Here is a 14,451-nt window from a genome sequence, read left to right as displayed (position 1 = left end):
ACCTTTTCTTGTGTGCGCCACTGCGCGCCCTCTATAGCCATGACCGATTTCGAACGCCCCAAACTCGCCCTGCCCGACAATCGCAAAAAAGTGCTTCTGCACTCCTGTTGCGCCCCCTGCTCGGGGGAGGTCATGGAAGCCATGACTGCGTCAGGAATCGACTACGCGATTTATTTTTACAACCCTAATATTCACCCCGATCGCGAGTACGAAATACGCAAAAACGAAAATATTCGTTTTGCAGCGGAACACAATATTGAATTCATCGACGCCGATTACGACCGCGACAACTGGTTTGAGCGGGTAAAGGGCCTGGAGAACGAGCCCGAGCGTGGCGCCCGCTGCACTGCCTGTTTCGATATGCGTTTTGAACGCACCGCCTTGTATGCTCACGAACACGGATTTGACACCATAAGCAGTTCTCTGGGCATATCGCGCTGGAAGGACATGAACCAGATCAACGGCTGTGGCGAACGGGCTGCCGCCCGCTATCCCGATCTTGTCTACTGGACTTACAACTGGCGCAAGGGCGGTGGCTCCGCGCGAATGATCGAAATCAGTAAACGCGAAGAGTTCTACCAGCAGGAATATTGCGGCTGCGTTTATTCCTTGCGTGACACCAACCGGCATCGCCGCGCGCAAGGCCGCGACCGCGTCAAAATAGGCATCAAATTCTACGGCAAAGATGAACTTCAGCTAAATCCGCCGCCTGGCGAACTGGCGGACAAGCGCGATTAGCGCCATCGGCCTCGATATACGCCGCTTAAAAAAAGTCGCCGATGCTGATTTATATCAGCTCGGCGACTTTTTCGTAACGTGCCTTAATCGGCACCGGCCGCAGTAACGGCGTGTACGTCAGTTATTGCAGGGTACGTGAAAAAACGAACTTATCATCCTGCCAGTCGACCGGCACGACATCATTAGGTCCGAACCTGCCCTCGAGTATCAGGCGTGCGATGGAGTTCTCGAGGTTTTGCTGAATGGCACGCTTAAGCGGACGAGCCCCAAACACCGGATCGAAACCTGTCAGGGCCAACTGCGCCAGCGCCGCGTCAGACACCTCAAGGCGCATGTCTTGTTGGGCCATCCGCTGTGCAAGGCGCTGCACCTGTATGCGAGCGATCGCCTCGATATGTTTCGTCTCCAGAGCGTGGAACACGACGACTTCGTCGATCCGGTTCAGGAACTCCGGCCTGAAAGCCGTCTTAAGTTCGTCCCATACGACCGCTTTGATTACCTCATAAGGCTGGCCAGCCATGGTCTGAATATGCTGCGACCCTAGGTTGGACGTCATGATGACCACCGTATTCCGAAAGTCCACTGTGCGACCTTGACCGTCGGTAAGCCGGCCGTCGTCCAGCACTTGCAGCAGCACATTGAAGACATCGGGATGTGCTTTTTCGACTTCGTCCAGCAGGATCACGCTATAGGGCTTGCGGCGCACCGCTTCAGTCAGGTAACCGCCCTCTTCGTAGCCTACATACCCCGGGGGAGCACCAATCAGGCGCGACACGGAATGCTTTTCCATGAATTCGCTCATGTCGATGCGTATCATGTGATCGTCCGAGTCAAACAGGAAACTGGCCAAGGCCTTGCTGAGTTCGGTTTTCCCAACACCGGTCGGGCCCAAAAACAAAAAGGAACCATAAGGGCGAGATGGGTCTGATAGGCCAGCACGCGAGCGGCGTATGGCATCGGCAACCAGCGTGACGGCTTCCTCCTGGCCGACGATCCGCTGGTGCAGAAAATCCTCCATTCCCAGCAGCTTTGCGCGCTCGCCTTGCATCATCTTGGAAACCGGAATTCCGGTCGCCCGAGAAACGACCTCGGCAATTTCCTCGGCTCCGACCTGGGTGCGCAATAAGCGCGGCCGATCATTTGCGGCGGCAGCCTGCTGTCCAGCCTCGGCGGCCTGCAGGCGACCTTCAAGCTCGGGAAGTTTGCCGTATTGCAGTTCAGCCAACTTATCGAACTGGCCCTTGCGCTGAAGTTCGGCCATTTCGGAACGGACGTGTTCGATCTCTTCTTTAATGGCCTGTGATCCTTGAACCGCAGCCTTCTCAGACTTCCAGATCTCCTCGTAGTCGTTGTACTCGCGCTGCAATTCGACCAGTTCGGCTTCAATAGCCTTGAGACGACGCTGCGAGCTTTCGTCAGTGTCTTTGTTGACCGCTTCACGCTCAATTTTCAACTGAATAATTCGTCTGTCCAGCTTGTCCATTACTTCGGGCTTGGAATCGATTTCCATGCGTATACGAGCGGCGGCCTCGTCAATAAGGTCAATGGCTTTGTCTGGCAGGAAACGGTCGGTAATGTAACGGTTGGACAGTTCCGCAGCTGCCACGATGGCAGGGTCGGTAATAGCCACCCCATGATGCAGTTCGTAGCGCTCCTGGAGACCGCGCAAGATGGCAATAGTGGATTCGACATCCGGCTCATTAACAAGAACTTTCTGGAAACGACGTTCTAGCGCCGCATCCTTCTCGATATACTTCCGGTATTCGTCGAGTGTCGTCGCACCAATGCAATGCAATTCACCGCGCGAAAGTGCCGGTTTCAGCATATTGCCCGCATCCATCGCGCCTTCCGCTTTACCAGCACCTACCATAGTATGGAGCTCATCAATGAACACGATGGTCTTGCCTTCGTCTTGCGAAAGTTCCTTTAGTACCGCTTTAAGCCGCTCTTCGAATTCACCCCGATACTTCGCGCCGGCAAGCAAGGCGGCGAGATCAAGTGCCAGGACTCGCTTACCTTTAAGGGTTTCAGGCACTTCGTTATTGACAATTCGCTGCGCCAGACCTTCAACAATTGCCGTTTTACCGACCCCGGGCTCGCCGATTAGAACAGGATTGTTCTTGGTGCGGCGCTGCAGGATCTGAATGGAACGCCGAATTTCGTCGTCGCGGCCAATCACGGGATCCAGCTTCCCGAGGCGGGCTCGTTCGGTAAGGTCTATCGTGTATTTGGACAACGCTTCGCGGTTGGATTCGCCTTCAGAGTCAGATACCGCTGCGCCCCCCCGTACGGCGTCAATGGCGGCCTCTAGGGCTTTACGCTGCAGTCCGGCCTCGCGCAGGATCCGACCCGTTTCGCCCTTGTCGTCGGCCAGCGCCAGCAAAAAAAGCTCGCTCGCAATGTAGCTGTCGCCACGGCTGGAGGCCTCTTTGTCGGTACGGGCGAATATGGCCTGCAAGTCACGGCTGACCTGTACATTGCCCTCGGAGCCTTTAACCTGTGGAAAGCCCTCGATCTGGGTGTTAAGCGCGGGCCCCAGACGATTGACTGCCACACCAGCACGCGCCAGGAGGCTGCCGGCGCCGCTATCGGCATCAGCGAGGAGCGCTGCCAGTACGTGAGCCGGTTCGATATAAGGATTATCATGCTTTACAGCAAGACTTTGCGCATCGGCAAGGGCTTGCTGGAATTTTGTAGTTAGTTTGTCGAATCGCATAATCATTTCACAAGAAAGAGAGCACGTTCGCTCGAATGATAGATATGTGCGGTCACAACGACGGATTTCAAGGGAACGGGAAGGAATACCTCGGGGTACAAAGGCCTCTTGTTTACACACCGTCTAAACTGTTAAGCTGACACCATCCTGGTATAGCCCTAAGGAGCAGGCCATGCGCGGAGTGATAAAGAAATGGGGTAATAGTGCGGCTATTCGACTACCCTCCTCGATGATGAAAACGCTCAAAGTGGATCTGGAAGATGTGGTCGATATCAGGGTGGAACGCGGCTGCATCATTATTGAACCGCTGCGTGCAGAAGAATATATGCTGTCGCAGCTCTTAGGCGGCATCAACGCCAAGAACGTGCATGCAGAGATCGACTACGGCGTCGCCGACACCTGAACTCGAGGCCCATCATGAGCAAACGTTATATCCCGAATACGGGCGACATCATTTGGCTTCATTTTGACCTGCCCAAGGGAAGTACAGCCCAAGATCATAAACCTGCGCTTATCTTGAGTCCTTCTTCTTACAACAAGAAAACAGGCCTTATCCTATGCTGTGCCATCACTTCCCATATCAAGGGCTATCCCTTCGAGGTGCCGATCGGGCCCGAGCAAGACCTCGCGGTCCTGGCGGACCAGGTAAAAAGCCTGGATTGGTCGCATACCAAGATCAGCCTTCAAGGCAGGGTCGGTTCAGATGAGCTCGGTCAAGTCAGGGCCAAGCTCAATGCCTTGATTTTCAAAACCTGAACAAAAGGCCTCGTATCGCCAATCAGTTACTATTCTGGTCTTTATCCAGGCGCAAACGCTGACCGATATCTCAAAGCATGGATAAGTTCAAACAGCTGAAAAGTTTTGTCGCGGTAGCCACCTTAGGTAGCCTTTCCGCAGCTGCGCGCGCCGAAGGCGTAGCACCCGCCATGATTGGCCGGCGTATCAACGCCCTAGAGGCACGGCTGGGCATCAAGTTGTTGTTGCGCTCAACGCGGCGCCTGTCTTTAACTTCAGAGGGCAGCGATTTCTACGAAGAGGCGCAACGCATACTGCGCGACCTCAACGATGCCGAAACCCGTATTGCACAAGGCAGCATAAACCCCAGCGGTCATTTGCGGATTAGCGCGCCGGCGGGCTTCGGACGCCGCCATGTCGCCCCATTGCTGCCCGGCTTCACTGGCAACTATCCCGACGTTACTATTTCTCTGGACCTTAGTGATCGGCTCGTGGATCTTATCGAAGAGGGATATGACTGTGCGATCCGCATAGGCGAACTTGATGACTCCCAGATAGTAGGTGTCCGTCTGGCCGACAATAAACGCGTCATCGTCGCTGCCCCTTCATACCTTGGCAAGCATGGGCGTCCGAATACGCCCGACGACCTGGCCCAACACAACTGCTTATCGTTCGGGCATCAGGGAAATCAGTCCAAGGGCTGGCTGCTCAAACAAGACGGCGTGGCTCGCGCCGTGCGAGTCAAAGGTCGGTTGGCCTGTAGCGATGGCTCTGTGTTGCACGAATGGGCTCTTGCCGGCTGCGGCCTTGCTTGGCGATCGCTGTGGGAAGTGCACGACGACTTGGCCGCAGGGCGCTTGGTCAGTGTGCTAGACGATTACGCCGCTCCCGCTAACGGCATTTTCGCCATGCTGCCAGAACGCAAGCACCTGCCATTGCGGGTTCGGTTATTTGTCGACATGTTGCGCGAGCGATACGCAAGCCCGTCGTATTGGGAAGGCCTTTCGTAAGTAGCGTACGCATTCGGGACAAGTCATGGCATTGACCCCGCCATCCCTTATACTTGATCCAAATCAAACGGCGCTTTTTCCGGCATCGCCGGTTAGAATTCTAAATGTGCCGGTTGCCGCCCTGAAAGCGCTGTGCAAACAGCATCACTCGTCTGCCGACGCTACTATATGCAAAAGAAAATTCCCGTAACTCCCGATTCCACCCGCTGTTCTACATGCATGCTTAGCGAAATCTGTTTGCCACTAGGCATGGCGCGCCACGATGTCGCCAAGCTAGACGAACTGATCAAAGAACGCATCCGGGTCCCGAAAGGATCCGCACTGTTTCGCTTGGGCGACAAGGTCGAGGCTGTTTATGGAATCAGGTCGGGCTCATTGAAAACTCAATTGGAAGACGCCTCTGGCCACGTTCAGATTACCGGCTTCCTTCTACCCGGCGAAATCATCGGCATGGACGGCCTACTGGAAAATACCCAGCAATCGCATGCTATCGCGCTCGAAGATAGCGAAGTCTGTGTCATTCGTATCGACGAGATGGATCATCTGGCTGCGCATATACCGGTATTAAATCAACAGTTTAGACGCCTCATGAGCAAAGAAATAAACCGCTCTCATCAACTCGTGATGTCGTTGGGCGCCATGCGTTCCGAACAACGTTTGGCTGCCTTTTTGCTGAATTTATCGCAACGCCTTGCCACGCTGGGATATTCTGCCAACGAATTCGTGCTGCGCATGAGCCGTGAAGAAATCGGTAATTATCTGGGCCTTACACTGGAAACCGTGAGCCGGCTGTTCTCGCGTTTTGCTCGCGAAGGGCTAATACATGTACAGCAGCGTCAAGTGCTTATTGTCGATATGCAAACCCTACGCGGCCTGGCCGGAACCGACTGCGGCTAAACGCCACGGCGGCGGACTATGCGTTTAAATCGGGTCATCGAATTCATCGAGCACCCGACCACGTGGGGCCATATGCAGTGTCAAGGCGCTAGATAGTGCGGCCATAAGCCAGAATAAGAAAAACCCAACGGCATATACGCCCTGCCGGCTTACTTGCAAATATCCCAAGAACTGAATATCAAGCGGGTCAACCAGGGCAAAAACCGTAGCGCTGGTAGCACCAGCAATTAAAAAAGACGGCCATAACACCCACATCATCGCACGCGATCTCATCCTGCTCCCCCTATGTTTTCTTTTTTAGTATGGTATCAACGGTCTGCAGGTACTGAAGGAGGCGCCGGTTTACTTACTACCAGTCCGCGTTTTACACCGCCATCGGTAATCCCCTGATCGCTGAAATTCTGCACCGCAAGAACGATCGTAATAATACAACCAATTATGGCCGCTGCCGGGCCCGCCATTAATATCCAGGGCCACGGCTCCTTCCACCAAGGTTTGCTGCGTTCGGTATCTTGCGGGTCTTTGTCTTTAGCTACGCTCATGAAATGATCCTCCTTAGCACTATTTCGGCACGTAGAAACTTGATTTTTCCACTACCGTCGTTTCGTCCCCTTCTTCTGAGTGGGCTACTGTCTTGAGTTCGATGTCGTGCAAGCCTGGTGTAACGGTTTCAACCGGGGCCCTGACGACAACTGGCATTAAACGGTTTGACGCCGCGTCTATCGTGACTGACGACGAATGAGTATCGGCAGTCATTATCGACAGTTCCGGTACCCCACTGGCGCTTAGTTCCAGGGACAAGGGTTCCTCGGAGGCATTAATGACCTGAAGCCGATATACGTTTTCGATCATGCCCCCGGGCACCTCGCGACCCAGGGCGCCCCGATCGCGTATGACATCCACTCGGAGCGTGGTGCGTGTGGCAAGCGAGACGACAAACGCGATTCCAATCAAGGACAATATAGCCATATAAGCTAATACACGAGGCCGGAACATACGCTTGCGCACTTCGCCCTGCGTGAGACCTTCGGTGATGGCTCGCCCCGAGGTATAGCGAATCAGCCCCCTGTCATAGTTCATTTTATCCATGACCGTGTCACAAGCATCTACGCAAGCGCCACAACCTATGCACATATATTGCAGTCCGTCACGGATGTCTATCCCCGTCGGGCAGACCTGCACGCATAGACTGCAATCGACGCAATCGCCCATGCCTGCTTCTTTATGATCGATGCGTCGAGAGCGCCCGCCGCGGGGCTCTCCACGCACGTCGTCGTAAGTCACTACAAAGGTGTCGTCATCGACCATGACGCTTTGGAATCGCGCATAGGGGCACATGTATTTGCATACATGTTCACGCATGAAGCCGGCATTTCCCCAGGTCGCAAAGGCATAAAACACCATCCAGAACCACTGCCACGGCCCCAAAGACAGCGTAAGAAGGCCCATGCCCAGCTCGCGTATTGGTGCAAAATAGCCAATGAAAGTGGAACCTGTCCACCAGGCGATGAGTATCCAGATAGCGTGCTTGGTCGCTTTTAAACGGAACTTGTGCCAGGACCAGGGCTGCTCATCGAGGCGGATGCGAGCCAACCGATCCCCTTCGACGCGACGCTCGACCCACATAAAGATTTCAGTGTAGACCGTCTGCGGACACGCGTAACCGCAAAAAAGCCGGCCTGCCATCGCAGTAAACAAGAAAAGTGCAAAGGCCGACAGCACCAGCAGTACAGCAAGGTAAATGACATCTTGCGGCCAGAGCACCATGCCGAAAATATAGAATTTTCGTGCTGCCAGATCGAATAGGACGGCCTGCCGGCCATTCCACTGCAGCCAGGGCAAGCCGTAAAAAACGAGCTGCGTAACAAACACCATGGCGATCCGCCAACGGGCAAAAATACCCGATACCGATCGCGGGTAAATTTTTCGGCGCACATCTGCCAGCGCCTTTTCCACCTGAGGCGACGAACCTCCGCTCACCCTGGAGACCCTCGGCGGTTGCCAGGCGGGCACCGTTTCCGGTGTCAGCCCCGAGTCCGGATTTACGGATGATTCGTCTTTACTCATGATGCACCTCTATTTTGTCGCTACTCGCTTGTTCGGGTTAGACAAACCCCACACCCATGCTGTAAGGACGCGTATCTGGTCTTCGGTCAGGATGCCTTCCTGGGCCGGCATGACGTTTTGACGTCCGTTAAGAATCGTCTCGACGATAGCGGCTTCTGAACTGCCGTAGAGCCACACATTGTCGGTAAGGTTCGGGGCGCCCATTGCCGTATTGCCCTTGCCTTCAGCACCGTGGCAGGCGACACAGAAGGTGTCATAGCCGCGCTTGCCGGGCACAACACGCAAGGAGTTACTGGCCAGCCCTGCTAAAGAGCGTACATATTGAGCGATATCAGCCGCTTCGGCCGGTTTGATCTGCGAGCTCCAGGGCGGCATCATTCCGTGGCGACCCTTGGTGATGGTCTGTAAAATCTGCTCGGGCGACCCTCCGTGCAACCAATCGCTATCGGCGAGATTCGGAAAGCTGCCACTGCCTCTGGCGTCTGAACCATGACACTGCGCACAGTTGTTCAAGAACAGCCGCTGACCAATTTCGCGGGCCTCGGCATCGTGGGCGACTTCAGCGATGGGCATTTGCTGGAAGCGCTGGAATACCGGCTTTATCTGCTCATTGAGTGCAAGCTGTTCCGCCTTTACCTGCTTTGCTGCGCTGTACTCGAGCGTGCCCTTATAGGCGCCCACACCAGGGTATAGAAACAGCACCGCCAGCGCGACAACACACAGGCCAAGGTACATGACCGTCCACCAGCGTGGGATCGGATTATTAAGTTCGGTAAGGTCGCCGTCCCATACATGGCCGGTATTGCCCAATGGATCGACATCGCTTTTCAGCCAGGCACGCTGCGAAAATAACAGTATTACGCAGAACGCGATTCCACCTAATGCAATCACGCCGATGAAGTAGCTCCAGAAGCTACTGACAAAATCACTCATGGGAGCCCCCTTCCTTCTTTTCCGTCGATCTCTCGTCAGGCACTAAAAACGGCAAGAGAGAGGCCTCGTGGTTGGCATCAGCACGACCACGCGAGAACGCCCACCATACAATACCCAGAAAGGTAAACATGGCGACCAGCGTCATTATTCCGTTGAGCATGGCCATTACAGTCCTCCTTCGGCAACGGCTTTAGCAGCCGCCGCACGGCCTGCCACACCCAGATTTTGCAAATACGCAATCAGGGCGTCTTCTTCAGTCTTGCCTTGCAACTGCTCGGGGGCCTTGGCGATTTGCTCGTCGGTATAAGGTACGCCCAGCTTGCGCAATACCAACATACGATCCTGAACATTTTCCTTGGCGACCGAATTTTTCTGCAACCATGGATACCCCGGCATATTCGACTCTTTCACGAGATCGCGCGGATTGCGTAAGTGAATCCGGTGCCAGTCGTCGGAATATCGCTGACCGACACGCGCCAGATCGGGACCCGTACGTTTTGAGCCCCACAAAAATGGGTGGTCATAGCGCGATTCGCCGGCCAACGAATAAGGGCCATAGCGTTGGACTTCGGAACTTAACATCCGGATTTGTTGCGAATGGCAACTTACGCAGCCTTCGCGTATATAGATGTCGCGCCCCACTAGATGGAGCGGTTCGTAGGGCATGACGCCTTCCGTTGCCGTTGTGGTCGAGTGCTGGAAAAACAACGGAACGATCTGTGCAAGTCCGGCAAAGGACACGACAAGAATACTGAAAATAATCAGCAAACCGACGTTCTTTTCCAGAGTCTGGTGCGTAAAGAAACCTGAACTGTTCTTGGACATTGAGATACTCCTTAGGCTGTTGCCGATGCGGGACCAAGAAGGGCCGGATCGCGAGCGTCCGGGCTCTGCAGCGGTACAGCAGGGTCAACCTTGACCTGGCCTTTAATGGTGATCCAGGTGTTCCACGCCATGACGCATACGCCCCCAAGGAAGCAAATACCGCCCAACATGCGAATAACGTAGAAGGGATAAGTGGCTTTCACGGCTTCGACAAAGCTGTAAGTCAACACTCCGTCGGCGCCCGTGGCACGCCACATCAGGCCTTGCATTACACCGGCAATCCACATTGCGCTGATATACATCACTACGCCCAGGGTAGCGAGCCAGAAGTGCAGTTCTATCAGCTTGGTGCTCGCCATCGCGGTGCGGCCATACAGTCGCGGAATCATGTAGTACAAGGAGCCGAATGTGATCATTGCGACCCAGCCCAACGCACCTGAATGCACATGGCCGACGGTCCAGTCTGTGTAGTGCGACAAGGCATTGACCGTGCGGATGGACATCATCGAGCCTTCGAATGTCGACATGCCGTAGAACGATAACGACACCACCAGGAACTTCAGAATAGGATCCGTGCGCAGTTTGTGCCAGGCTCCGGACATGGTCATGATTCCGTTAATCATGCCGCCCCATGAGGGAGCCAGCAGGATCAGAGATAGGGCCATGCCCAGGGATTGAGTCCAATCGGGCAGCGATGTATATAACAAGTGGTGCGGGCCGGCCCACATATAGGTGAAGGCCAGCGCCCAGAAATGCACAATCGACAAGCGATACGAATAGATGGGTCGCTCGGCCTGTTTAGGCACGAAGTAGTACATCATGCCCAGAAAGCTCGTGGTCAGGAAAAAGCCCACAGCATTGTGACCGTACCACCACTGGACCATGGCGTCCTGGACACCGGAATAGGCCGAGTAAGACTTCCACATCGAAACGGGGAGCTCGAGGTTGTTGAAGATATGCAGTATGGCGATAGTCAGGATGTACGAACCGTAGAACCAGTTAGCGACGTAAATATGCTTGACCCGGCGTTTGACGATGGTGCCGAAAAACACAACAGCATAGGCAATCCATACCAGCGCTAGCAGAATATCGATAGGCCACTCTAGCTCTGCGTATTCTTTGGTGGTTGTATATCCCAGCGGAAGGGTAATTACAGCCGCCACAATAACGGCTTGCCAGCCCCAAAACGTAAACGCGGCAAGCTTGTCGCTAAACAGACGTGCCTGACAGGTACGTTGCACGACGTAATACGACGTGGCGAACAGCGCACTTCCGCCGAAGGCAAAAATAACGGCGTTAGTGTGCAAAGGACGCAAGCGGCCATAGCTCAGCCATGGAACGTTGAAATTTAATTCCGGCCAGATAAGTTGCGCAGCGATCACTACGCCGACCAGCATGCCGACAATGCCCCACACTATGGTCATGATCGTAAACTGACGAACGACACCATAGTTGAAGACTTCGGCTTGTTTCCCGACAATATCGGAAGTGCCCATGAGCTTCCCCTCAAACAAATAAATAATGCTTAACTTCAGCATGATCCCGCAACATCGACACGCCGACTTTGATTTGCATCAAGGTCGAAATTACGCGGAATAGGCTGACGTTTTTGCGCCACACTTCATAAAAGTAAAATTCAAACTGCCACAGCGGCGCGGTGCTATGCAGAGTGCCCAGTGGCCGGTTGGCGGCTTTCCCCTTCCTTCTGATTTGCATCGGCCCGTTCGCTTGAACTCGCCTCAGGCGTATCGTTGTCCAGCAGAATCGAATCACCGCCCGCCTGGGAATCATCGAACTGGCCGGCAAATATTGCCCACCAAAAAAAAACTCCTATCACGATGACAAACACCAGCGATATGGGAAGCAACAGAAATAGAGAGGAGGCCATAAAGTTAGCCTTGCGCCGGAGCGCCCCGCCATGCGGTTGGCGCGACGCGCGTCTGGCGCCGGAATAGGCGCCACGAATTCGCAGCAACCGCCAGCGAAGATAGCAACATCGAGATGGCCGCCAACCAGGGCGCAATTAAGCCCATCGCTGCCAGCGGGGTCATAAGCAGGTGCCATATCACCGACGCGTACAGGTTCTGTCGGGACACTTTGCCGGTTGCCTGGGTGAGCCGGACAACATCGAGATCGGTACTTGCGGGACGCGCCGACAAGGTAGCATGTGCGGCGGCTACGGCCGTCGGGACAGCCATGGCCATGGCACAGGGACAACTCATGACCAGTAGGGCCACCATGACGGCGATCGCATGTTGGGGCGCATACACATACCAGACAGCCCCGACCAAGAAAGCCAGAGCTAGCTGAATGACAACAAACCAGAACGCCAGTTGATCGGCGCGGCGGGAAACAGAAACCCGGAACTGCTCGATAAGGGCGTGAGCGGCCCCCGTTCCCACGGCTTGGCGAGCGCAAAGCTCAAGATAACGGGCGGTCAGCAAAAATGCCACGAACATCGTGACGGAATCAAAATAGACTTCCCCGGTGCCGCCCCATGTAGCGTAGGCGCTAGGTATGAACGCGGCGACAATACCTAACGCAACGGGAACATCCATACTGACTCGTCCCTGCGCAACACGAAGCAGCGCTCCGCCCCAGACGGGCCACGCGCAATACAACACAACGGGAACGGTAAGAACCAGGCTGATCCAGTTCATGATGAAGATTGCCTGATCCAGTAACTGTAGATTGTCGGCAGACATTTCTTGGCTACGCAGATAGCCAGGGAAAGCAAACATCATTACTTGCATCATCGCCAACCAAGCCAGGCCCATACGAGCAAGCATGTGTTTACGGTTCAGGCGATCGCGATCGGTCAAGCCAGCAGGGAGAGTAAAGATCGAGAATGTGCGCATGTTGGGCACTATAGCAAGCAAGGGATACTCTGTATTGATCTAAATCAATTTCCCTGCATAGCCCAGTAAAAACGGACCGAGGGAAGACGCTTCCAACGGTCCGATTATACGACCATACTGCTTGCTATCACGCGACTTTTAAGCCTTTCGGGGTAGCACCGCCTTGAAACTGTGCTTCTTCAGTCGAACCGGTCAGGGCAGTTGTGGATGATTGGCCGCCTTCAATGGCCTGCGTTACAGCATCAAAGTAACCAGTCCCGACTTCGCGTTGGTGCTTGACGGCCGTGAACCCCAACTCGGCGGCGGCGAATTCTTTTTGTTGAAGTTCGACGAAGGCACTCATTTGGTTGCGGGCGTAGCCGTATGCAAGTTCAAACATTCCGTAGTTCAGGGCGTGGAAGCCCGCCAGTGTAATGAACTGGAATTTATAGCCCATGGCACCAAGTTCGCGCTGAAATTTGGCTACTGTTGCGTCGTCAAGATTTTTCTTCCAGTTAAAGGAAGGCGAACAATTGTAGGCCAGCATCTTGCCCGGGAACTGGCGATGAATCGCTTCCGCGAACTGACGTGCATATTCAAGGCTAGGAGTCGAGGTCTCACACCAAAGCAAATCGGCATAAGGCGCATAGGCCAGCCCACGAGAAATCCCCTGCTCTATCCCGGGCCGTGTTCGGAAAAAGCCTTCAACGGTTCGCTCTCCTGTAATGAAGGGGAGATCGTTTTCGTCAATGTTGCTGGTTACCAGATCGGCAGCGTCGGCATCGGTTCGGGCTAGAAGCAAAGTGGGTACATTCAGCACATCAGCAGCAAGCCGAGCTGAAACGAGCTTGGCAACGGCTTCGCGTGTCGGCACAAGCACTTTTCCGCCCATGTGTCCGCACTTTTTTACAGAGGCTAATTGATCCTCGAAGTGGACCCCTGCCGCGCCGGCCTCGATCATTGATTTCATTAGCTCAAACGCGTTAAGGACACCACCAAATCCTGCCTCGGCATCGGCGACAATCGGTGCGAAATAATCCAGATAGCCCTCATCCCCCGGATTTTTGCCTTCCATCCATTGGATTTGGTCGCATCGCGTCAATGCATTATTGATACGCCGCACGACTTGGGGTACCGAATTCGCAGGATATAGCGACTGGTCAGGATACATTTCCCCAGCGCCATTCGCATCGCCCGCCACTTGCCATCCTGATAGATAAATGGCTTTCAAGCCCGCTTTGACTTGTTGCATGGCCTGGTTGCCAGTCAGCGCGCCTAGAGAGCTCACAAAAGGCTCTGAGTGCAGAAGGTCCCATAGTTTTTCGGCTCCGCGGCGCGCAAGGGTATGCTCGACCACCACCGAGCCACGAAGACGTACTACTTCGTCGGCACTATAGCCACGCTTGATACCTTGCCAGCGCTTATCTTCGGCCCAATTCTTCTGCAGATTACGGACTTCATTTTCTCGTGTGGTCATGATGCTTCCTATATAAAGATAATGGCAAAAGGGAAATCGTTGAGAAAAGTGTACGCCTTTGCTGCATCGTCAGACACCCTTATGTCTTATATAAGACAAAATAATAGTTCGTTATAGATCAGCCTATTAGGTAAAAACTTCCATAATGTGAAAAGCTTTTCTTCGCTGTGAAATTACATATCCTGCACCGCAACACGGAAATTCCATATCACAAAA

General features: G+C 54.2%; 15 protein-coding genes and 1 pseudogene. 5 read left to right on the top strand and 11 right to left on the bottom strand.

From position 1 onward, the window contains the following. The first annotated feature begins 39 nt into the window (after positions 1 to 39). Entirely contained in the window at positions 40 to 738 is a 699-nt protein-coding gene (locus EKL30_RS15220) for an epoxyqueuosine reductase QueH (RefSeq protein WP_126708101.1), read from the top strand. 121 nt (positions 739 to 859) lie between these two features. On the opposite strand, the gene clpB is transcribed toward EKL30_RS15220, so the two are convergent. Further along, complete coding sequence (gene clpB / locus EKL30_RS15215; RefSeq protein WP_126708100.1) at positions 860 to 3,454, bottom strand: ATP-dependent chaperone ClpB; 2,595 nt, start codon at positions 3,452 to 3,454, stop codon at positions 860 to 862. A 172-nt stretch (positions 3,455 to 3,626) separates the two neighbouring features. Between clpB and EKL30_RS15210 the strand changes: the two genes are divergently transcribed. From EKL30_RS15210 to fnr, 4 genes are all read left to right on the top strand, one after another. Further along, a complete protein-coding gene (locus EKL30_RS15210) occupies positions 3,627 to 3,857 on the top strand; it encodes an AbrB/MazE/SpoVT family DNA-binding domain-containing protein (protein WP_126708099.1) in 231 nt (76 codons plus the stop codon). Between the two features lie 14 nt (positions 3,858 to 3,871). Continuing rightward, on the top strand, positions 3,872 to 4,210 hold the full coding sequence (mazF, locus tag EKL30_RS15205) for an endoribonuclease MazF (RefSeq protein WP_126708098.1): 339 nt from the start codon (positions 3,872 to 3,874) through the stop codon (positions 4,208 to 4,210). Between the two features lie 77 nt (positions 4,211 to 4,287). Continuing rightward, complete coding sequence (locus tag EKL30_RS15200) at positions 4,288 to 5,199, top strand: LysR family transcriptional regulator (RefSeq protein WP_126708097.1); 912 nt, start codon at positions 4,288 to 4,290, stop codon at positions 5,197 to 5,199. A 168-nt stretch (positions 5,200 to 5,367) separates the two neighbouring features. Continuing rightward, on the top strand, positions 5,368 to 6,096 hold the full coding sequence (fnr, locus tag EKL30_RS15195; protein ID WP_126708096.1) for a fumarate/nitrate reduction transcriptional regulator Fnr: 729 nt from the start codon (positions 5,368 to 5,370) through the stop codon (positions 6,094 to 6,096). Between the two features lie 24 nt (positions 6,097 to 6,120). Here fnr and EKL30_RS15190 read toward each other — a convergent pair whose 3' ends face one another. The 10 genes and pseudogenes from EKL30_RS15190 to aceA all read right to left on the bottom strand — a co-directional run bounded on the left by EKL30_RS15190 (position 6,121) and on the right by aceA (position 14,235). After that, on the bottom strand, positions 6,121 to 6,369 hold the full coding sequence (locus tag EKL30_RS15190; RefSeq protein ID WP_199748585.1) for a hypothetical protein: 249 nt from the start codon (positions 6,367 to 6,369) through the stop codon (positions 6,121 to 6,123). Between the two features lie 35 nt (positions 6,370 to 6,404). Continuing rightward, positions 6,405 to 6,638 (bottom strand): FixH family protein, encoded by a 234-nt coding sequence (locus EKL30_RS15185; RefSeq protein ID WP_126708095.1) that lies wholly within the window; start codon positions 6,636 to 6,638, stop codon positions 6,405 to 6,407. A 19-nt stretch (positions 6,639 to 6,657) separates the two neighbouring features. Next, positions 6,658 to 8,163 (bottom strand): cytochrome c oxidase accessory protein CcoG, encoded by a 1,506-nt coding sequence (gene ccoG / locus EKL30_RS15180; RefSeq protein WP_126708094.1) that lies wholly within the window; start codon positions 8,161 to 8,163, stop codon positions 6,658 to 6,660. 9 nt (positions 8,164 to 8,172) lie between these two features. Beyond that, a complete protein-coding gene (gene ccoP, locus EKL30_RS15175; RefSeq protein ID WP_126708093.1) occupies positions 8,173 to 9,096 on the bottom strand; it encodes a cytochrome-c oxidase, cbb3-type subunit III in 924 nt (307 codons plus the stop codon). Then, positions 9,089 to 9,262: a CcoQ/FixQ family Cbb3-type cytochrome c oxidase assembly chaperone gene (locus tag EKL30_RS15170; protein ID WP_126708092.1), complete on the bottom strand. Its 174-nt coding sequence runs from the start codon at positions 9,260 to 9,262 to the stop codon at positions 9,089 to 9,091. The genes ccoP and EKL30_RS15170 overlap by 8 nt, the downstream gene beginning before the upstream one ends. Continuing rightward, positions 9,262 to 9,921, bottom strand: coding sequence for a cytochrome-c oxidase, cbb3-type subunit II (gene ccoO / locus EKL30_RS15165; RefSeq protein ID WP_126708091.1), 660 nt, complete (start codon positions 9,919 to 9,921; stop codon positions 9,262 to 9,264). The genes EKL30_RS15170 and ccoO overlap by 1 nt, the downstream gene beginning before the upstream one ends. An 11-nt stretch (positions 9,922 to 9,932) precedes the next feature. Beyond that, positions 9,933 to 11,417, bottom strand: coding sequence for a cytochrome-c oxidase, cbb3-type subunit I (gene ccoN / locus EKL30_RS15160; RefSeq protein ID WP_126708090.1), 1,485 nt, complete (start codon positions 11,415 to 11,417; stop codon positions 9,933 to 9,935). A gap of 251 nt (positions 11,418 to 11,668) precedes the next feature. Next, a pseudogene (gene ccoS, locus EKL30_RS19255) lies at positions 11,669 to 11,809 on the bottom strand (cbb3-type cytochrome oxidase assembly protein CcoS); the annotation flags it as partial. A 4-nt stretch (positions 11,810 to 11,813) separates the two neighbouring features. Beyond that, positions 11,814 to 12,779 carry a hypothetical protein gene (locus tag EKL30_RS15150; protein WP_126708088.1) on the bottom strand — a complete coding sequence of 322 codons (966 nt, stop codon included), beginning with the start codon at positions 12,777 to 12,779 and terminating at the stop codon, positions 11,814 to 11,816. A 127-nt stretch (positions 12,780 to 12,906) separates the two neighbouring features. After that, a complete protein-coding gene (aceA, locus tag EKL30_RS15145; protein ID WP_126708087.1) occupies positions 12,907 to 14,235 on the bottom strand; it encodes an isocitrate lyase in 1,329 nt (442 codons plus the stop codon). Between the last annotated feature and the right edge of the window lie 216 nt (positions 14,236 to 14,451).

It is taken from the genome of Candidimonas sp. SYP-B2681, from assembly GCF_003971065.1.
GTDB lineage: Bacteria > Pseudomonadota > Gammaproteobacteria > Burkholderiales > Burkholderiaceae_B > Pollutimonas.
Note: the sequence above shows the minus strand (reverse complement) of the source record. Positions and strands in the feature narration are given on the sequence as shown.